Origin of the sequence: Pseudomonas kulmbachensis, from assembly GCF_963681935.1 — a bacterium.
In the GTDB taxonomy this organism is placed as follows: domain Bacteria; phylum Pseudomonadota; class Gammaproteobacteria; order Pseudomonadales; family Pseudomonadaceae; genus Aquipseudomonas; species Aquipseudomonas kulmbachensis.
On record NZ_OY817088.1, the window covers coordinates 1,060,762 to 1,081,885 of the forward strand.

Genomic DNA, 21,124 nt, shown 5'->3' on the forward strand with positions numbered 1-21,124 from the left:
ACTCTTTGGATTGTGCAATCCAATTCAGTGCTGAAAGTTGCTAGAATTGCGCATTTTTCCCGTTAGCCGCTTTGAAAGGAAATGCACATGTCGGCTCTTGCTGCGCTTTTGGATTCTTATCGTTCTGCCTCTGTCACCGAGCGCGAGAAGGGCACCTACTTTGAGGAACTGATCTGCGTTTACTTGCGCAATGAAGCGACCTACCGCGATCTGTACGATCAAGTATGGACGTATGCCGACTGGGCCAAGGAGCAGGGCTTGAGTGGTAAGGATGCAGGCATTGATCTTGTGGCTCGTACCCAGGGCACCGGCGAGTATCACGCCATCCAGTGCAAGCTGTTCGCCGAGGACTACAAAGTCCAGAAGAAGGACATCGACAGTTTCTTCACCGCCTCGGGCAAAGCGCCGTTCTCGCACCGCATCATCGTTACCACCACCAACAACTGGAGCGAGCACGCCGAGGATGCCTTGCAGGGCCAACAGCCTCCGGTCAGCAAGATCGATCTGCAAGCCTTGGAAGACAGCCAGATTGACTGGGCCAAGTACCAGTCCAGCAAAGCGGTCGCACTCAAATCCAAGAAGCAACTGCGTGAGCACCAGCAGACAGCATTGAATGCTGTAGCCGCAGGCCTCAAGGATGCTGAGCGCGGCAAGCTGATCATGGCTTGCGGCACTGGCAAAACCTTTACTAGCTTGAAGATTGCTGAGCGCCTAGCTGGTAAGGGCAGCGTGTGCTGTTTTTGGTGCCTAGCTTGTCCCTGCTGTCGCAGACACTAACGGAGTGGACGCAGGAAACTGAAACCCCGCTGCACAGCTTCGCAGTCTGCTCTGACAGTGACGTAGGCAAGAAGCGCAAGGCCGAGGATGACGCGGTTCAGGTGTTCACCCACGAGCTGCGCTACCCGGCCACCACCAAGGCGGATCGTCTGGCTGCGGAAATGCTCAAGCGTCATGACGCGGAGCACATGAGCGTGGTGTTCTCCACCTATCACTCAATCGACGTGATCAGCCGTGCTCAGCATGAGCATGGCTTGGCTGACTTCGATTTGGTGATCTGCGACGAAGCCCACCGCACCACTGGCGCGACCTTCGGTGACGACGACGAAAGCAATTTCGTACGGATTCACGATGGTGCCGATATTCGCGCTGCCAAGCGCTTGTATATGACAGCCACGCCACGCATCTACGGTGACACTGCCAAGGTCAAGGCTGAATCCGGCGAAGTCACGCTTTGCTCGATGGATGACGAAGCCCTGTACGGCAAGGAGTTGTTCGTCATCAACTTCTCCGAGGCTGTCCAGCGTGGCCTGCTCACCGATTACAAGGTGCTGGTACTCACCGTCGAGGAGAGCACTATCAGTCGCCGCCTTCAAGACATGCTGAAGGACGAGAACAACCAGCTCAAAGTAGATGACGCGGCCAAGATCGTCGGCTGCTGGAAGGCGTTGGCCAAGCAGGGCCTGCATGAGCAGCTACTCGGTGATGATGAGCCGATGAAGCGTGCGGTCGCGTTCTGCCAGGTCATCTCGCCCAATTACAAGGGCACCAAGCACAAGGTCAGCTCCGTCAACATTGCCGACATGTTCCAGTCGGTCGTAGAGGCTTATCAGGAGTCCGAGGAGATCGACGAGGCTGCGCGTCTGACCTGCGAGGCCGAGCACGTTGATGGCGGCATGAATGCCAGCCAGAAGGAAGCCAAGCTGAAATGGCTGAAGGCTGAAGCACCTGCCAATACTTGCCGTATTCTCAGCAACGTGCGCTGCCTTTCTGAGGGCGTGGATGTGCCGGCATTGGACGCGGTTCTGTTCCTCACCCCGCGTAACTCCCAGGTTGATGTGGTGCAGTCCGTTGGCCGGGTGATGCGCAACGCGCCGGGTAAGAAGCGTGGCTATGTGGTGTTGCCGGTGGTTATCCCGGCCGGCATGGAGCCTCACGAAGCGCTCAACGACAACCAGACCTACAAGGTGGTCTGGCAGGTGCTCCAGGCGCTACGCTCGCACGACGACAGCTTCGACGCCATGGTCAACAAGCTCGATCTGATTGGCTCAGACCCGCGCAAAATGGAAGTCATCGCCATCACCGACAAGGCTGAGAAAAAGGCCAAGAAAGCCACTGGCACGAGTAACGGCAAGGCAGGTAAAGGCCAGTACGGCATCGGCAGCAAGAACCATGATGCTCCCGGCCAGATGACTCAACAGGCCGAACTGACCTACGAAGTAGGCGAAATCGAGAAGGCCATCTACGCCAAGATCGTCGAGAAGTGCGGCAACCGCCACCACTGGGAAGACTGGGCCAACGACATTGCCAAGATCGCCCATACCCACATCGACCGTATTCAGGGCATTCTGGAGAACCCGGAATACACCAACGAAAAAGCCACTTTCGAAGCGTTCGCCGCCGAGCTACGCGACGACCTCAATGACAGCATCACTGATGGCGAGATTGTCGAAATGCTCGCTCAGCATCTGGTTACCAAGCCAGTTTTCGACGCATTGTTTGATGAGTACAGCTTTGCCAGCCACAACCCAATGTCAAAGGCCATGCAAGGCGTTCTTGATGCACTCCACGAGCACCACCTGGCCAAGGAAGCGGATACCCTAGAGAAGTTCTATGCCAGTGTGCGTCAGCGCGCAGCGGGTATCGACAGCGCTCAGGGCAAACAGAAAATCATCGTCGAGCTATATGACAAGTTCTTCCGCAACGCGTTCCCAAAAATGACCGAGCGGTTGGGCATCGTCTACACCCCGGTCGAAGTGGTGGATTTCATCCTCCACAGCGTCAACCACCTGCTGCAACAGGAGTTTGGCCAAACCCTTGGTAGTAAGGGTGTCCATATCATCGATCCGTTCACCGGCACCGGCACTTTCATTACTCGCCTGATCCAGTCGGGTTTGATCAAGTCGGATGAGCTGCCACACAAATACCGGCATGAAATACACGCCAACGAACTTGTACTGCTGGCCTATTACATTGCCGCGATCAATATCGAGGCGGCCTACCACAGCGAAGTTTTAGCCGACTACACACCGTTTGAAGGTATCTGCTTGACCGACACCTTCCAAATGTATGAGAAGGACGATCTGGTAGATGTACTGCTGGAGGACAATAGCGCCCGGCGCAAGCGGCAGAAAGCACTGGATATTAGGGTAATTGTAGGGAATCCGCCGTATTCAATTGGTCAAGGTAGCCAGAACGACAATAACCAGAACGTTAGTTATCCTTCTTTGGATAAGCGCATCGAAGAAAGCTACGTTGCGCGCTCTGAAGCAATCCTGTCCAAAGGGATGTACGATAGCTATATCCGGGCAATTCGTTGGGCTAGTGACCGGGTTGGTGATGCAGGTATTATCGGATTTGTCACCAATGCGGGCTTTCTCGAGGCTAATACCGCAGATGGTTTGCGTAAGTGCCTAGCAGATGAGTTCTCCAGTCTTTATGTATTTCATCTGCGTGGTAATCAGCGCACCAGTGGTGAAATCTCGCGCAAGGAAGGCGGCAAGATTTTTGGCAGTGGCAGTCGTGCACCCATTGCCATATCAATATTGGTAAAGAATCCTAGCTCACAGGCCTCTGGACAGATTTACTTTCATGATATTGGGGATTACCTGAGTCGCGAAGAGAAACTGGAGAAAATCGGTAGCTACGTCAGCGTGGCAGGTATTCCGCAATGGCAGCAAATCAATCCCGATGAACACGGCGATTGGCTAAAGCAACGTGATAACAGTTTCAGTCAGTTCATTGTATTAGGTGACAAGAAGGGCGATGCACCTAAGCTATTCGAGAATTTCTCGCTCGGGGTGGTAACTAATCGCGATGCCTGGGCTTATAACTCCAGCTCGAAAAAGCTGGCGACCAACATGAGTAATATGATTGGATTTTATAATGCTGAGTCTGAGAGTTTTAATCTAGTTAATAAAGAGTTGGATACAAAGGCTCGGCAGAAGAAGGTAGATGAATTTATTGATACCAATCCGGCTCGTATTAGTTGGTCTCGGGGTCTTAAGCAAGCTGTTGCTCTAAATAAGCGATATCAGTTCGCCCCGGAGCTTATTGCCCGGAGCGTAATCAAGCCCTTCTCAAGGCAGTGGCTGTACTTCAGCAGGGACCTCAATGAGATGGTGCTGCAAATGCCGAAAATTTTTCCAAATGAATCTGCGAATAATAGCGTTATTTGCGTTCCTTCATCCGGCGGCACCGTTGGGTTCAGTGTGATGATTGCAGCGTCTGTCGTGAATCTAAAGTTCGTCGGTGATGGTGGTACTCAGTGTTTCCCTCTCTACCTATATGACGAAGCAGCTCAGGCCTCAGATGACGACCTTTTTGGCGAGCCGCTTGAAGGCGGCCTGCGCCGCCGTGATGCTGTCACCGACGTGGGTTTGGCGCATTTCCAGAGCGCCTATCCCGGCGAATCGCTTAGCAAAGAAGACCTGTTCTACTACGTTTACGGCATCCTTCATTCGTCGGACTACCGGCAACGCTATGCAGACAATCTGAGTAAGGAACTGCCACGCATTCCGGCAGTGAAGAAGGCCGCCGACTTCTGGGCTTTCAGCAAGGCTGGCCGCACATTGGCTGAGCTCCATCTGGACTACGAAACTGTCGAGCCGTATCCACTGACCATCGAAGCCAAGGCTCCGCTCACCAATGCCGACTACCATGTGGAGAAAATGAAGTTCGCCAAGAAGGGCGACAAGAGCACGGTCATCTATAACCAGCGCATCACCCTCAAGGGCATCCCCGAGGCGGCCTGGGACTATGTGGTGAACGGCAAGGCCGCACTGGAATGGGTGATGGAACGCCAGGCGGTGCGTACCGACAAGGCCAGTGGAATCGTCAATGATGCGAATGATTGGGCTGTCGAGACTATGGGTAATCCCAAGTACCCGCTAGAGTTGTTCCAGCGAGTAGTGACCGTGAGCCAGAGAACCCAGGACATCGTGAACGGTTTACCGGCTCTCGATATCTGACCATTGAGCGTGTGATGCGCCGAGCAGAATGCAGAGGTAGCGATGAAAGACCGTAGTCACGATGAGGCAATGGCAGAGCTTTTCCAGGCTGATCCGTCATATGCGGCGGAACTGCTAGCCGAGGTTGTTCGTTATGGTAATGCGGGTGAGTTGGTCATCCTGGAACGGCAGCTATCGGCAGCTTTTGCTACGAGAGAGGCTAACCCTGCTTCTTGAGCGGGGTTTGACTCTGTATGGCATTTTCCATGGTTTTTTCATTTTGTTATGTCTGAATGTATTGTTTTATAAGGCGTTTATTGGTCGATTGATAATAGAGTGGGAGTTAGCCTGAAGTTGGTATATGCGAACTTAGTCGTTTTCTGATGTATATAGGGCCCGCGAATTGCGGGCCTTATTTTTGCAAGTCTGTAGTGAGGCGAGTATTCCCATTGTTGTGAGCTGTGCCCAGCGTTGGCTTGATTTTGGTTAGCCTAAACCGGTGTGAGTACCTGGTTGCTAAATTCATGAGCGCTTATCTGCGGAGTTTGATCGCAGTGTAGTCATATATGCCTCGTAAGTTGGCGCTGTTTTCTAACTCCATCTTAAAGGCACTCGTCATGCGATAAGATGTCATGGTTATTCGCGGGTTATTCGCGGGTGACAAGGTCAATGACTTCAACACCAAGAAGGTTTTTAATGGCAGTCGGGAAGCAGGAAATTTAGACTCCAATACTAGTAGTGCGCGGACATCCTTTATCTGCGAATGCGCAAGTAGTACTGCCTCCATCACAGTCCGGTATTTTACGCACTGGAACAGGCCTCTAGTGATATCGGGGACCGAAGAGATTGAGAGGGGGTTGTGTGCTACGAAATCCTTTAATTTCTTATGGTGCTCGCTTTCACCTCCTCCGGCGATTTGACAAGCCAACTCAAGAGCGTGCGAGAAATCGGTTTCGGTCAGTTCAAGGTCTAAAGTTTTTAGGACCTTGTCCCATTGTGGAAACGTAAAAACGTGATTGAGTTCGGCTTTGACAATTACCTGCTTCTGATGGCGGGGCAGAGTAGCGAACTCTTCTTCCTTAACTAAAAACCACCCGACCCCTTCACCAGGTAGGCCGGTGTTTTTATTGACTACCAGCGCTTGGATATCCGAGCAAAAGCCATTGCACTATCTCAGCTCTTTGGCCAGATCTAACCAAGCCATTGCAGCCGGAGGCAAATGCGCACCGGCACGCCAAGCGAGTGCAATATTCCAATCCGTGTGTGGCTCTTCAAGAGGTACTAGAGCGATGCCCGCATGTTTATGTTTTTGCGCAAGCATTCGCGGTAAAAATGCCACCCCTAAACCTGCAGCTACCAGGTCGGCGATGAAATCAATCTGCCCGCTGCGGGCCGTCACCCGGGGCACAATCCCTCTTCGATCACAAGCGGCCATAATTAATGCGTTAAGCGCAAACCCCTCATCAAAGAGGATGAATGGCGAATCCGCCAGATCACTGAAGTTCATTCGCTTGCGTCGCGAAAGCGAATGGGCGCTAGGCAGCACAACCACTAAAGGCTCGTTGCGCACTTCCTGATAAGCGAAAGTTTCATCGATCGGAATCAGTAGTGCTGCCAAGTCCACCTCTCCGGCCTCCAGGCACTCACACAGTTTCTTACTACCGTGCTCTATCAGTTCTATATTCACCATCGGATAGCGGCTGCGATAAGTAGCAAACATCTCAGCGAACAATACCCCGGAGCCTACAGGCGGCAAGCCGATCCGCAGCGTACCGCCCTTCAGGTCGCGCAGTTCATTGATCTCTGCGATCAGATCGTTCCGCTCTGCGAGTAATACCAGTGCGCGCCGATAGGCAATCTCACCTGCGGCCGTCAACTCGCTTTTATGGCCGATACGGTTCAGCAGTGGCGTACCTAGCTCATCCTCGAGCGTCCTGACTGCCTTGCTGACTGAGGACTGAGTCAAAGACACAACCTCCGCAGCTTGGGAGAAACCTCCCTGGCGCACCACTTCTACAAACACCCGCAGCGTTCTGAGATTCATGTGTATTCCAATAGCGACTCAATTCGAGTAGAAAAAGTTATTTTTATCATACTCAACAATCCCTTATCGTGAAATTCACTCAGCAACGTCCTACGTCGCTGAAATTTTCTAGAGACCTAGGAGTTGTAGATAATGATTATTTCATCGGCATCCGACTATCGAGAAGCCGCGAGACGCAAATTGCCGCGATTTCTGTTCGACTACATCGACGGCGGCGCCTATGCCGAACACACAATGCGTGCCAATAGCGCTGACCTCGCCAGCATCAGCTTGCGTCAACGCATCTTGAGAAATGTTGACAGTTTGAGTCTCAAGACGACGCTCTTTGGAAAGGAACAGAGTCTGCCGATCATCCTCAGCCCCGTCGGACTGACCGGTATGTATGCCCGTCGTGGTGAAGTACAAGCGGCCAAGGCTGCGGCCACGAAAGGCATTCCCTTTTGCCTGTCCACAGTATCGGTCTGCTCGATTGAAGAGGTTAGTTCCCAGAGTTCGCAATCGATCTGGTTTCAACTCTATGTGCTCAAGGATCGCGGATTTATGCGTAATGCCCTAGAGCGTGCTCAAGCAGCCGGCGTTACCACGCTGGTGTTCACCGTAGACATGCCGACGCCAGGCGCTCGTTACCGTGATGCCCACTCGGGCATGTCTGGGCCACTCGCAGCTTCACGGCGCATCCTGCAAGCCACCACTAGGCCGGATTGGGCGTTTAATGTCGGTATCCTCGGTCGTCCGCATGATTTGGGCAACATCTCCAAGTACCTGGGCAAAGCCACCACCCTGGAAGATTATGTTGGCTGGTTAGGCAATAACTTCGACCCCTCTATCAGCTGGAAGGACCTGGAATGGATCCGCGAGTTTTGGAAGGGCCCGATGATTATCAAGGGCATCCTTGATCCACAGGACGCCAAGGACGCAGTAAGTTTCGGCGCTGATGGCATCGTGGTCTCCAACCACGGCGGTCGCCAATTGGACGGTGTGCTGTCCACCGCTAGGGCTTTGCCTCCCATCGCCGAAGTAGTGGGTGATGACCTGACGGTGCTGGTGGACTCTGGCATTCGTTCCGGGCTGGATGTTGTGCGCATGCTCGCCTTAGGCGCCAAGGCATGCCTGCTGGGGCGCTCGACGGTTTACGCTCTGGCCGCCGACGGACAGCACGGGGTAGAGAATATGCTGGATATCTTCTCGCAAGAAATGCGCGTGGCAATGACGCTCACTGGTGTTACCTCGATTGACAAGATCGATCGAACCGCATTGGTTCCAGTTGAGTAATGAAGGTTCGATCATGTCGCAATCACTGACCGTTAAGATGTTGGAAGCGGTACGCAATGTACCGATTGGCTACGTAGTGTGTGGTGGTGTTGTCTGTACTGTGCCGGCGCTCCTCGCGGCTCGCTTACACAACCCCTTGTTCTGTTGGTCAGCGATTGCCGCATTCTGGAGCTATCTGTCGATTCCGAGCGATAAGTCCCCAAAGGGTTGTATCTTCGGCCTGGTTTTCGGCATCACCGGCGCCGTGGCGTCAGGGCTAGGTGCTTGGACGATGGTATGGCCGCAACTGGCTATAGCACTGTCGGCCCTCTTTGCGTTTGCTGGCGCTTACGCCCAGGTTTGCGGCGCGCGCATTAGCATTCCCGCTTTGCTGACAGCGACGGCATTTGCGGTATCCACTGCATTCCCGGCAAAGGACTTTGCCCAGGGATTTGCTTATGCACGTTACTTTCTATATGGCAGCCTATGGGCTACAGGCTCCGCATTGCTGTTCCAATGGTGTCAGTACGACCAGCCTGATGCTGCAAAGCGGCCAGTTTTATGGTCGGCACTCAGAACAAATTTCACACCGAAATCTAACTTCTTTCTGCATGGGCTTCGCGTTGCGCTGTCGGGAGCACTGTCAGTTTGGTTGGTTCAATTGTGGTCGTTGCATTACGGATACTGGATGACCCTTACGGTGTTTCTGATCATGCAGCCCTACATGCATTCAACGTTGAGGATGTCTCTGGAGCGAGTCGGCGGCACCTTCTTAGGGGGAGCCATTGCTGCCGTTCTTGGTTACGCAATCCATGATCCGTTTTTGTTGGCTGCACTGATACTGCCTGTTTCTATTGGCACCCTGGCAGGGCGCTCTGTGAGCCACATCAGCTATTTGATGTTCCTCACTCCACATTTCATACTGGTCGCGCAGGTTGGCCAGTCAGGAGGATCGGAGCTGGATTTGGTATTTCTACGAATGCTCTACAGCACCGGTGGTGCACTTTTAGCGATCATCGCTTCGCTTGTGATTTTTCCTCGCTGGCAAACGGCTGAGCCGTAGAGGACTAGGGGAGTGTTTCCTAGACCGCCGGTTTGAAAGCCCCTTCCCGTGCAGCCAACCAGTAACACCGCGCAAAAACTCAGTAATAGGCTCCGCGTGAACATGGCGTTCTTCCTCATGGTTTGACTCGGATGTTTGTAGGCCCTGATCGTGCCGTAGTCACGTGCGCCCTATCAAAGAGCGCTATACCCCCTCTACAGGTGCTTGTCATGCGATGAGAGGCGGGAGGGCTGAGCATCTAGAGCGTCGTTCGGGAATGGTTCTTTTCATGGTATGCCTTTTGTTTTGTTTGATAGTTATCTGCTTTTAAAGGTTTTATTGCGCTTGTTGATAATAGAGTGGGAATAAGTCTGGCCGGGCAACCGGCTTGATTTAAAAAGGCGGTCAACACCCTGTGTTGACCGCCTTTTTTGTTTAAGCCGCCCGAAAATCCCGTAGATACTCTGTTCCAGGTCAAGCCCCTTGTGGGAGCGAGCCTGCTCGTGAATGTTCTTCGCGAGCAGGCTCGCTCCCACGCTTGAAGTATTATCGCTGAAGCGCGCAGTCAGGCTGCACAGCAGTCGTGGAAATGCCCACGTCTTTAATTAATTTCGGTGTTTTTACGGCGCCAATTATTTGATGTATACAAATTGCTAAAAAGGCAATTGAACCTAGTTCGATTGATTCATACGGGTGATTAAAAACTGAGCCATAAGTTATTTAACGGTCAATCAGCGTAATTGTTTTGGAGCACTGCACTTTGACAAATACAAAAAGCTGACAACAACAAAACAGTCATGCTCGCCCTATTAAATTGGTGAAAAATCATGATCAAGATCATGGTCTACTTTTTTATAGGAGTTGTCATTGCAGGATGCAACGGAATCGTACAGCCCGACTTGGCGGGCCCCCATAGTGATTCATACTTTACAGTTTTTTCGGGCTTCCCTGCGCCGCTTCTATATATGGCATCGGCCGTGCAATGGAATGATGACTACGCCGTCACTGTCCGCCACACCCCTTTCATTACCGACGTGAAACACGTTTGCAGCACAAACTGCGATCTCGTCTTTATTCATAAAAAGGCCAAGGGTCGTTGCCCATCATGGCGCCCACGACGTACGGGAGAAAATATAACGGCTGTGGGAACCAGCCCTTACCTGGTGACCACTACCGGGGTTGGCAAAGTCTATGAAACTCCCTTTCTGGATACTGCAGAGGAGAGCGGTGATCATTATGCCATTCATGATGCCCCGCTGGTCGTGGGCATGTCGGGTGGGCCGGTCATTGGCAGTGACGGTAAGGTTATCGGTATCAATACCGGTTTCTACTCGACTTCAATGAATGAAAAGATCACTCAGCCGGGCTTGAAGGGGGCGTTGAGGGTCAGCATATTTATCCCTTACACGATCATTAAACGCGAGTGGGATATTCATGTGGCACATCTGGACTTTCCGCCCGACACGAAGTGCACCACGAAGTAACGCGCGGCCATGTTAAACCCCTTGCACCCGCTCTTCGGCAGAGTGTTGGACTCAGGGGGTTTTTGATATCAGCGCCGCGCCACATCCGAAAAGTAAAACTTGTCCAATGTATGCCGCGACTCGGTGTATTCAAACTGGCGCCCATCCTGCAAAAACGTCTGGTTACTCACCACGATCACATGGCTCTGGCCGTCGAGGTCCAGGTGCTGTTGGTCGTCCTTGCTGCGCGGCACCGCTTCGATGGTGCGTTGGGCGTAGCTGATCTGCAGGTTCAGGGTTTTCTCGATGTAGGCATAAATCGAGTGCTGGGCAATGTCCTGATCCAGCCCTGGGATCAGATCGCTGACGAAATGGTTAATGTCCAGAATCACTCGTTTGCCATCAATGCGGCGCACCCGTTTGATCCGGGTGATCAGGCTGCCTGCTTCGACGTCGAACTTCTCGCACAGCGCACCTTCAAGCGGGAATTGGCTGAATTCGACCACGTCAGTGCTGACGTTATCGCCCAGACGTGGGTAAGTTTCCTGAAAGCTGACGATACCGCCCAACTGAAACTCGATCGGGCTCGATGACAGGACAAAGGTGCCTTTGCCATGAATTTTTTGCGCAAAACCGCGTTCCTGCAATTGTTCAATCGCCTTGCGTACGGTGCCGCGGCTGGCCTGATAACTGGCCATTAACTCGGCTTCGGAGGGCAAGCGCGCGCCGCGTGCCAGGCGTTCGGTGGTGATGCTGGCAAGCAGATCGGTATAGATCTGATTGTATTTAGTCATGGCGAGGGCTCTATGCCGTTGGGGCTCAGGGCCCGAACCTTAAGGGCAGGGGGTAGGCAGCGCAAGCCCCGGGACCAAGGCGGCAAGGAAAAATATATAAACTCGTCTGTACCAGTTGTTGCTTTAACTGGTACAGACGAGTATTTTTCGTTTCGGCGTGCTGCCAAAACGACGCTCCATAATAAAAATCCAAGCGGAAGACAACGCATGAGCCACGACTATTCCAAGATCGCCAGCGAGTTGCTGCACAGCCTCGGTGGCGCCGATAACGTTGAGCAGGCCGCCCATTGCGTCACGCGTTTGCGTCTGGCGCTCAAGGACCCAAGCCGGGTCGACAGTGCCACCCTTAACCAGATCGATCTGGTCAAAGGCTCCTTCTTCACCGGCGGCCTGTATCAAGTGGTGATTGGCCCCGGCGAAGTCGAAAAGGTCTACGCCGCCTTGCGCGAGCAGACCGGTCTGGCTGCTGCCACCATCGCCGACGTCAAGCAACAGGGCGCCGATAAGGCCAACCCTATGCAGCGTCTGGTGCGGGTGTTCTCGGATGTGTTTATGCCCATCCTGCCCGCGCTGATCATTGCCGGCCTGCTGATGGGGGTTAACAACCTGCTCGGCGCCAAAGGCATGTTCATTGCCGACAAAACCTTGCTCGATGCCTATCCGCAACTGGACGGGATATGGAGCCTGATCAACTTGATGGCCAACACCTCCTTCGTATTCCTGCCCGCACTGGTGGGCTGGTCGGCGGCCAAGCGTTTTGGCGGCAGTGAAATTCTCGGCATTGTGTTGGGCCTGATGCTGGTTCACCCCGACTTGCTCAATGCCTGGAACTACGGCAAGGCCGTGGCTGGTCTGGACGGTCAGAGCCTGCCGTACTTCGATATTCTGGGCCTGTTCCAGATCGAGAAGGTGGGCTACCAAGGGCAAATCCTGCCGATTCTGATGGCGGCCTATGTCATGAGCGTGATCGAAAAATGGCTGCGCGCACGGGTGCCTAATGCGATTCAACTGTTGGTAGTGCCGATTACCACCATCGTCATCACCGGCGTGCTGGCGCTGGCAATCATTGGTCCAGTGACCCGCCACTTGGGGATTCTGATCACTGAAGGCGTCGTCATGCTGTTCGACCTGGCGCCCGTGCTCGGCGGGATGATTTTCGGCCTGCTGTATGCACCGCTGGTGATCACCGGGATGCACCACATGTTCCTGGCCGTTGACCTGCAACTGATCGCCAACCATGGCGGCACGTTTATCTGGCCGATGATCGTCATGTCCAACCTGGCCCAGGGCAGTGCTGCCCTCGGCGTGTTCTACATGAGCCGCAATGTACGTGAACGCAGCATGGCTTCGACCTCTGCCGTCTCCGCGTATTTCGGCATCACTGAACCGGCCATGTTCGGGATCAACCTGCGCTACAAGTTCCCGTTCTATGCGGCGCTGATCGGCTCGGCGCTGGGCAGCATCTTCCTGTCGTTGAACAAGGTTCAGGCCTCGGCCATCGGGGTCGGTGGCTTGCCGGGCTTTATCTCGATCATCCCGCAATACATCCCGATGTTTGTGATCGGGATGCTGGTGGCCATTGTCGTGCCGTTTGTCCTGACCTGCGCCCTGAGCCTGAAAATCATTCGCCCCGGTTATCGCGTCGCCTGATCGACGATCCTCCGTTTTAAGGAACCCCCACATGCAAGACTGGCAGCGCTCGGTGATCTATCAGATCTACCCAAAAAGCTTTTACAGCCACGCGGGCAACGCGACCGGTGACTTGCTGGGGGTGGTCGACAAACTTGATTACCTGCAATGGCTGGGTGTCGACTACCTGTGGCTGACACCGTTTTTGCGCTCGCCCCAGCGCGACAACGGCTATGACATCAGCGACTACTACACCATCGATCCAAGCTACGGCAGCATGGCCGACTGCGAATTGCTGATCCGCGAAGCCAACGCTCGCGGGATCAAGCTGATGCTCGATATCGTGGTCAACCACACGTCCGTTGAACACGAGTGGTTCCAGCAGGCGCGCAGCAGTCTCGACAACCCGTACCGCGACTTTTACATCTGGCGCGATCAACCGAATAACTGGGAGTCCAAGTTCGGTGGCTCGGCGTGGGAATACGAGGCGCAAACCGGCCAGTACTTTTTGCACCTGTTTGACCACACCCAGGCCGACCTCAACTGGGATAACCCCAAGGTGCGGGCCGAAGTCTACAAACTGATGTGCTTCTGGCGCGACAAGGGCGTGGGCGGTTTTCGCCTGGATGTGATCAACCTGATCTCCAAGCCGGCCAATTTCCCGGAAGACAGCAGCGACGGGCGCCGTTTTTACACCGATGGCCCCAACGTGCATGAGTACCTGCAAGAGATGCATCGCGAAGTGTTCGCCGGCCATGATCTGGTCAGTGTTGGTGAGATGTCGTCCACCAGTCTTGAACACTGCATTCGCTACTCGCGACCTGCCAGTGAAGAGCTGTCGATGACCTTCAACTTCCATCACCTGAAAGTCGATTATCCGAACATGCAGAAGTGGGTGCGGGCTGATTTCGACTTTTTGCAGCTCAAGCGAATTTTGTCGGATTGGCAAGTCGGTATGCAGGCGGGCGGGGGCTGGAACGCTTTGTTCTGGTGTAACCACGACCAGCCGCGGGTGGTCTCGCGCTTTGGTGATGACGGCGAGCATCGTGTGGTCTCGGCCAAGATGCTCGCCACTGCCTTGCACTTTCTGCAAGGCACGCCGTATGTGTATCAGGGCGAAGAGATCGGCATGACCAATCCGGGGTTCGAAAACATCGAGCAGTACCGCGATGTCGAAACCCTGAATATCTATCGTCTCAAGCGTGAAGCGGGCATGTCGCACGACGAATGCATGGCTGCGATCAAGCAAAAATCGCGGGACAACAGCCGTACGCCGATGCAATGGGATCACCAGGCAAATGCCGGTTTCAGCAGCGCCGAGCCGTGGATCGGGATCCCTGAGAACGCGGCCTTTATCAACGTTGAAGACCAACGCAATGACCCGGCTTCGGTGCTGCATCACTACCGTCACCTGATTGCCTTGCGCCGCGAAGAGCCGCTGCTGCAACACGGCGAGTATCGCCAGTTGCTGCCTGAACATTCGCAGGTGTGGGCCTATCTGCGTCAGGGCGAGGGCGAAGCGTTGCTGGTGCTCAGCAACTTCTATGGCTCGGCGTGCGACATCGAATTGCCCGAAGGTGTGATTGGCGAAGGCATGGAGCAACGGTTGCTGATCAGTAACTACGACGATTGCCCGGTGCGCCGCAACCGTATTTCGCTGCGTCCGTATGAGTCTTTTGTCCTGCACCTTAAATAACCCTCTGCGGGAGCGAGCAGGCTCGCTCCCGCAGAAGCAACCACCGGTTCTACCCATAAAAATAAAAAAGGTCGCTCAATGAAATCTTCACTCAACCACAGCATCTGCATCGCCAGCCTGTGCCTGCTGGCACCGCTTTCAGCCAGCGCTCTGGAGTTCGCCGGTTACTTGCGCAGTGGCGTGGGCAACTCGCTCAATGGCGGCAAGCAATCCTGTTTCAAACTGCCCGGCGCCGAGTCCAAATACCGGCTGGGCAACGAGTGCGAGCAATACGCCGAGCTGGAGCTGCGCCAGGACGTTTACAGCTTCGACGATGGCTCGGTGCTGAGCGTCGACGGCATGGCCTCGTTGTACAACCAATATGATCGCGCGCTGACCTTTCAGGGCGATAACGGCTCGGCCCGCCTGCCGCAGTTGTATGCGCAGTGGTCCAACCTGCCCAGCCTCAACGGCGGCTCGCTGTGGGCCGGGCGGCGCTATTACAAGCGTAACGACATCCATATTTCCGATTTCTACTACTGGAACCAGAGCGCCACCGGTGCGGGTATCGAAGACGTACTGATCGGCGGGTTGAAATACAGCTACGCCCTGTCGCGCAAGGACAGCCTCTATCAGGAAGATTACGTAACCCGTCATGACTTCAACGTAGCCGGTTTCGATACCAACCCCGGTGGTCAGCTGGAGTTTGGTCTGAGTTACCTCGACAAGCCTGAACGCACCGATGCCCACAGCGGCTGGGCGATCACTGCGCAGCACGTGCAAAGCGAATTTTTGGGCGGTAAAAACAAGTTTGCCGTGCAGTATGGCGAAGGCTCGGGCACTGGTTTGGGTTACACCGGCGATACCCGACTGGATAACAGCAGCAAGCGCTATCGGATCGTCGAGTTCTTTGACTGGCAGATGACGCCGCGTTTCGGCGGGCAGATCGAGGCGGTGTACCAGAAGGATTTTCGCCCTGACGGCGGCAATCAGGAATGGCTGTCCCTGGGCGTGCGCCCGACCTATGCGATCAGCGAGCAGTTCAAGTTGGTCACCGAACTGGGGCACGATCAGGTCAAGGCTGCGGACGGTACGCGCAAGCTGAGCAAGTTTACCTTTGCGCCCACCTGGTCGCCCAAGGGGCCGGGTTTCTGGACGCGCCCCGAAGTGCGTTTGTATTACACCTATGCCAGTTGGAACGCTGCGGCACAGCGTGCGGCCAATGAATTCGATGCAGGGTCTGCGCTATCCGATAGCGGCGCATTTGGTTCGGCCCGGCATGGTTCAAACGCAGGTTTGCAAGTCGAGTACTGGTGGAAGTAAGCGAGCTGTCGGGGCTCGCGCTCCATCGGCATTTAACCGAATCAACCGCAGGTGAAGTCATGGTCACATCCCAACAACTGCAATTGCTGGCGCCGCTGTCCGGTGTGCTGATGGCGCTGGATAACGTACCGGACCCGGTGTTTGCCAGCCGCCTGATTGGCGACGGTCTGTGCATCGACCCGACCTCGCAAGTGCTGTGCGCGCCGCTGGCCGGGGTGATCAGCAACCTGCAGCACACTGGTCACGCCATCAGCATCACTGGCGAGAATGGCGTGCAGGTGTTGCTGCACATCGGCCTGGATACGGTGAACCTGGGCGGTAAAGGTTTCACGCCGCTGGTCATGGAGGGCCAACAGGTGGCTGCCGGGCAGGCGCTGATCGAGTTCGACGCGGACTACATCGCCCTGCATGCCCGCAGCCTGTTGACGTTGATGCTGGTGGTCAGCGGCGAACCGCTTGTGCCACTGGAGCCGGGTAGCGGTCTGGTTGAATGTGGCCAGCCGTTGCTGCGTTTGCAACTGGCCGCCACTGAGGCTGTAGCTGAGGATCAAACTGGCGCCGCGCAGTTCTCGGAGCCTCAAATCCTGCCCAACGCCAACGGCCTGCACGCCCGCCCGGCGGCGGTGTTCGCCCAGGCAGCGAAAGGCTTTGCTGCGACCATTCGCCTGCACAAACAGCAAGGCAGCGCCAATGCCAAGTCGCTGGTCGCGATCATGGCCTTGCAGACGGTACACGGTGACAGTGTTCATCTCAGCGCGGCGGGGGTTGATGCCGAGCAGGCGCTTACGGTGCTGTCCGAACTGTTGGCGTCGGGCTGCGGCGAAACGGTCACGGCCGTGGCGGTCGAGCCGCAGGCGATTGCAGCCCCTGAGCAGGCAGCGACCGATGTGCTGCGGGGGGTGTGTGCATCGCCAGGTTCGGCCTTCGGTCATGTGGTTCAGCTGAGCGAAAGCGCGCTGCAACTCGCCGAGTTTGCGGCGGACTCACACAGCGAGTGCGAGCGTTTAAATCAGGGCCTGGCAGAGGCCGCCGGGGCGCTGCAAGTTCTGTGCGATAACGCCCCTGGCAAGGCCCAGGCTGAAATTTTCAAGGCGCATCAGGAACTGCTGCAAGACCCGGACTTGCTGGAGCAGGCCTTTGCGCTGATCGAGCAGGGCAAGAGCGCAGCCTTTGCCTGGCAAAGTGCAACGCAGGCGACCTCGGCGCTGTTTAAAAGCCTGGGCAACCGCTTGCTGGCTGAGCGCGCACTGGATCTGGAGGACGTCGGCCAGCGGGTGCTCAAATTGATGCTTGGCGTGCAGGACAGTGCGCTGGTGTTGCCTGACCAGGCGATCCTGATTGCCGAGCAATTGACCCCGTCACAGACCGCCGGGCTGGATACTCGTAAGGTTGCGGGCTTTGCCACCGTTGGCGGTGGCGCCACCAGCCATGTCGCGATTCTGGCCCGGGCGTTGGGCTTGCCGGCGATTTGCGGGATATCCGCGCAGGTACTGGCGCTGGCCAATGGCACGCCGGTCGTGCTCGATGCTGATCTGGGCACGTTACACCTGCAACCGGCCCCGGAGCGCATCAAACAGCTGGATAATCTGCGCGAGCGCCAGCACCAGCGTAAGCAGCAAGACTTGCAGCAGGCGGCTCTGGCGGCCTGCACCCGTGACGGCCAGCGTATTGAAGTCAGCGCCAATATCGCGTCCCTGGCCGAGGCTGAGCAAGCCGTGACCCTGGGGGCAGAAGGGGTGGGCTTGTTGCGTTCGGAGTTCTTGTATCTGGACCGCAGCAGCGCTCCGAGCCACGACGAGCAGGTGGCCACTTACAGCGCCATCGCCCGTGCCGTGGGTACTGAGCACAATCTGGTGGTGCGCACCCTGGATGTGGGCGGCGACAAACCGCTGGCCTACGTGCCGATGGATCACGAGGCCAACCCATTTTTGGGCATGCGCGGGATTCGCCTGTGTCTGGAGCGCCCGCAACTGCTGCGCGAACAATTCAGTGCGATCCTCGCCAGCGCCGACCTGACCCGCCTGCACATCATGTTGCCGATGGTCACCCAGCTGTCCGAGTTGCGCATGGCCCGCCAGTTGCTCGAAGAGCAGGCGCTGGCGCTGGGGATCAAGGCCCTGCCAAAACTGGGGATCATGATCGAAGTCCCGGCAGCAGCGTTGATGGCGGATCTGTTTGCCCCCGAAGTCGATTTTTTCTCGATTGGTACCAACGACCTGACCCAGTACACCCTGGCGATGGACCGTGACCATCCGCGTTTGGCCAGTCAGGCCGACAGCTTTCACCCGGCGGTGCTGCGCTTGATCGCTACCACGGTCAAGGCCGCCCATGCTCACGGCAAATGGGTCGGCGTATGTGGTGCGCTGGCCTCCGAGACGCTGGCGGTGCCACTGTTGCTGGGGCTGGGTGTCGATGAGCTGTCGGTGAGCGTGCCGCTGATTCCTGCGATCAAGGCCCGGGTGCGGGAGCTGGATTTTGCAGCGTGCCAGACCCTGGCGCAGCAAGTGCTGGGGCTGGAAAGTGCTGAGCAGGTGCGAGCCGCCTTGTTGCCATTGCAGCAACCCATGACCGTGTTGGAGTACTGAATATGTTCGATAAAGTGCGCAAGGCGTTTTGGAAGGCCCTGACTCCGGATCTGGTGGCGGATGCGCCCGCCAAGTCTGCTTCGACCCTGGATGAAGCGATATTGGCGGCTCTGGGCGGTGCCAGCAATGTCAAATCCGAACAGCGGGTAGCCCTGACCCGTATTCGTGTAGAGCTTGACGATATCACCCGCCTAGACCCGCACGCCCTGCGCTTGGCAGGGGTGCCGGGGGTATTGAGCCTGCCGGGCGGGTTGGTGCATTTGGTGGTGGGCTTGTAATCCCCAGGCTCCGTAGCCGCTACCGTGCAGCTATTGCCCTTACTGTTTCCCAATTGCAGGTGTATCGTATTCGCCTTTTGCGGGTTCAACGCCCGCGCCGGATACGAGAGGTAGTTGAACCCATGTCCTTTACCCGTCGACAAATACTCGGTGGTCTGGCCGGCCTGGTAGTGGTGGGTGTTGGCGCAGGAGGCGCTTCGCGTTACTGGCTGGGCAAGGTGGCCGCCGAGAACGCTGGCCACGATTACGAGCTGATTGCAGCGCCTTTGGACGTCGAGCTGGTGCCCGGTCACACAACCGAAGCCTGGGCCTTTGGCCCTTCGGCGCCCGGTACCGAACTGCGTGTGCGTCAGGGCGAGTGGCTGCGGGTGCGTTTTATCAACCATCTGCCGGTCGCGACCACCATTCATTGGCACGGTATTCGTCTGCCGCTGGAAATGGACGGTGTGCCCTACGTCTCGCAACTGCCGGTGCTGCCCGGTGAGTATTTTGACTACAAATTCCGCGTGCCGGATGCTGGCAGCTATTGGTATCACCCGCACGTCAACAGCAGCGAAGAGCTGGGCCGTGGTCTGGTCGGGCCGTTGATTGTCGAAGAGCGCGAGCCCACCGGGTTCAAGCACGAACGCACCCTGAGTATCAAAAACTGGCACGTGGACGAAGAGGGCGGTTTTGTGCCGTTCAGCATCACTCGCGAAGCCGCCCGTGGCGGTACGGCCGGGCGCCTGTCGACGATCAATGGGGCTCATGTGCCGACCATAGAGCTGCCAGCTGGGCAGATCACCCGAGTGCGCATTCTCAACCTCGATAACACCCTGACCTATCGCCTGAATATTCCTGGCGTGGAGGCCAAAATCTACGCGCTGGACGGCAACCCCATTGAGCCAAGGCCTTTGGGCAAGGATTACTGGCTGGGCCCGGGCATGCGCATTTGCCTGGCAATCAAGGCTCCGGCTGCGGGCGAAGAGTTGTCGTTGCGCGACGGCCCGGTACGTTTGGGCACCTTACTCTCGGTTGCCAGTACCGACGCACCGGGCGAATGGCCGCCGGCGTTGCCCGCCAACCCGGTTGCCGAGCCCGACGTGGCGAATGCCGAGAAGCTCAACTTCAACTTTGAATGGGTCGGTTCGGTCTCCGAGGACCTGGGCCCTGACCAGCCGCCGAGCTTGTGGCAGATCAACGGTGTGGCCTGGGACATCAAGGACAAGACCTGCGCCGACCGGCCCATTGCCAAACTCAAACTGGGCCAGAGTTATATCTTCGAGTTGAAGAACATGACCCAGTACCAGCACCCGATCCACTTGCACGGCATGAGCTTCAAGGTGTTGGCGTCCAATCGCAAAAAGATCATTCCGTACTTCACCGACACTTATCTGTTGGGCAAAAACGAGCGTGCCCGCGTGGCGCTGGTGGCGGATAATCCCGGCGTGTGGATGTTCCACTGCCATGTGATTGACCACATGGAAACCGGCCTGATGGCCGCTATTGAGGTTTCCTGATGCGACAAGGGCGTCAACCCCAGATCATCGATCGCAGCCGCGATCAAGACTTTATGCGCGAAGCACTGACCCTGGCCGCTCAAGGTGCGGCACTGGGTGAAGTGCCGGTGGGCGCGGTGCTGGTGCAGGGCGGTGAAATTATCGGTCGTGGCTTCAATTGCCCGATCAGCGGCAGCGACCCCAGCGCCCATGCCGAGATGGTTGCCATCCGCGCGGCAGCCGCAGCGGCCAGCAACTATCGGCTGCCCGGCAGCACGTTGTACGTGACGCTGGAGCCGTGCAGCATGTGTGCGGGGCTGATCGTGCACTCGCGTGTGGCGCGGGTGGTCTACGGCGCGCTGGAGCCCAAGGCCGGGATAGTGCAAAGCCAGGGGCAGTTCTTCACCCAGGGGTTTCTCAACCACCGGGTGTTGTTCGAAGGTGGGGTGCTGGCCGAAGAATGCGGGGCGATCCTCAGCGAGTTTTTCAAGGCCCGAAGAGCCAAATCCTAGGTACATCAACCACCCAACCTGTGGGAGCGGGCTTGCTCGCGATGCAGGCGGCGCGGTCAATCTGGATTCGCGCGGTGATGCTATCGCGAGCAACCCCGCTCCCA

General features: G+C 56.2%; 12 protein-coding genes and 1 pseudogene. 11 read left to right on the plus strand and 2 right to left on the minus strand.

The window, feature by feature from the left end; translation table 11 throughout:
• Positions 1–87: 87 nt before the first annotated feature.
• Positions 88–4,967: pseudogene (locus U5A05_RS05070) on the plus strand (DEAD/DEAH box helicase).
• A 1,147-nt stretch (positions 4,968–6,114) separates the two neighbouring features.
• On the opposite strand, the gene U5A05_RS05075 reads toward U5A05_RS05070, so the two are convergent.
• Positions 6,115–6,990: a LysR family transcriptional regulator gene (locus U5A05_RS05075; RefSeq protein WP_010655639.1), complete on the minus strand. Its 876-nt coding sequence runs from the start codon at positions 6,988–6,990 to the stop codon at positions 6,115–6,117.
• Positions 6,991–7,122: 132 nt separating this feature from the next.
• On the opposite strand from U5A05_RS05075, the gene lldD reads away from it, so the two are divergent.
• The 3 genes from lldD to U5A05_RS05090 all read left to right on the plus strand — a co-directional run bounded on the left by lldD (position 7,123) and on the right by U5A05_RS05090 (position 10,767).
• On the plus strand, positions 7,123–8,262 hold the full coding sequence (gene lldD / locus U5A05_RS05080) for an FMN-dependent L-lactate dehydrogenase LldD (RefSeq protein ID WP_003443295.1): 1,140 nt from the start codon (positions 7,123–7,125) through the stop codon (positions 8,260–8,262).
• Positions 8,263–8,275: 13 nt separating this feature from the next.
• Entirely contained in the window at positions 8,276–9,304 is a 1,029-nt protein-coding gene (locus U5A05_RS05085; RefSeq protein WP_003443292.1) for an FUSC family protein, read from the plus strand.
• Positions 9,305–10,110: 806 nt separating this feature from the next.
• Entirely contained in the window at positions 10,111–10,767 is a 657-nt protein-coding gene (locus tag U5A05_RS05090; protein WP_321835875.1) for a serine protease, read from the plus strand.
• 68 nt (positions 10,768–10,835) lie between these two features.
• Here the strand turns inward: U5A05_RS05090 and treR are convergent, their stop codons facing one another.
• Positions 10,836–11,540 (minus strand): trehalose operon repressor, encoded by a 705-nt coding sequence (gene treR / locus U5A05_RS05095; RefSeq protein WP_261741081.1) that lies wholly within the window; start codon positions 11,538–11,540, stop codon positions 10,836–10,838.
• 207 nt (positions 11,541–11,747) lie between these two features.
• Here treR and treP point away from each other — a divergent pair, with 207 nt between their 5' ends.
• The 7 genes from treP to tadA all read left to right on the plus strand — a co-directional run bounded on the left by treP (position 11,748) and on the right by tadA (position 21,020).
• Positions 11,748–13,190 (plus strand): PTS system trehalose-specific EIIBC component, encoded by a 1,443-nt coding sequence (treP, locus tag U5A05_RS05100; RefSeq protein WP_261741082.1) that lies wholly within the window; start codon positions 11,748–11,750, stop codon positions 13,188–13,190.
• Between the two features lie 31 nt (positions 13,191–13,221).
• On the plus strand, positions 13,222–14,865 hold the full coding sequence (gene treC, locus U5A05_RS05105) for an alpha,alpha-phosphotrehalase (RefSeq protein ID WP_321835876.1): 1,644 nt from the start codon (positions 13,222–13,224) through the stop codon (positions 14,863–14,865).
• A 78-nt stretch (positions 14,866–14,943) separates the two neighbouring features.
• Entirely contained in the window at positions 14,944–16,167 is a 1,224-nt protein-coding gene (locus tag U5A05_RS05110) for a maltoporin (protein WP_321835877.1), read from the plus strand.
• A gap of 59 nt (positions 16,168–16,226) precedes the next feature.
• Complete coding sequence (gene ptsP, locus U5A05_RS05115; RefSeq protein ID WP_321835878.1) at positions 16,227–18,752, plus strand: phosphoenolpyruvate--protein phosphotransferase; 2,526 nt, start codon at positions 16,227–16,229, stop codon at positions 18,750–18,752.
• Positions 18,753–18,754: 2 nt separating this feature from the next.
• Positions 18,755–19,030 (plus strand): PTS sugar transporter subunit IIB, encoded by a 276-nt coding sequence (locus U5A05_RS05120; RefSeq protein ID WP_321835879.1) that lies wholly within the window; start codon positions 18,755–18,757, stop codon positions 19,028–19,030.
• A 122-nt stretch (positions 19,031–19,152) separates the two neighbouring features.
• Positions 19,153–20,529 carry a multicopper oxidase family protein gene (locus tag U5A05_RS05125; RefSeq protein WP_321835880.1) on the plus strand — a complete coding sequence of 459 codons (1,377 nt, stop codon included), beginning with the start codon at positions 19,153–19,155 and terminating at the stop codon, positions 20,527–20,529.
• On the plus strand, positions 20,529–21,020 hold the full coding sequence (gene tadA, locus U5A05_RS05130; protein ID WP_261741088.1) for a tRNA adenosine(34) deaminase TadA: 492 nt from the start codon (positions 20,529–20,531) through the stop codon (positions 21,018–21,020). Before U5A05_RS05125 ends, tadA begins: the two co-directional genes overlap by 1 nt.
• Positions 21,021–21,124 lie beyond the last annotated feature (104 nt).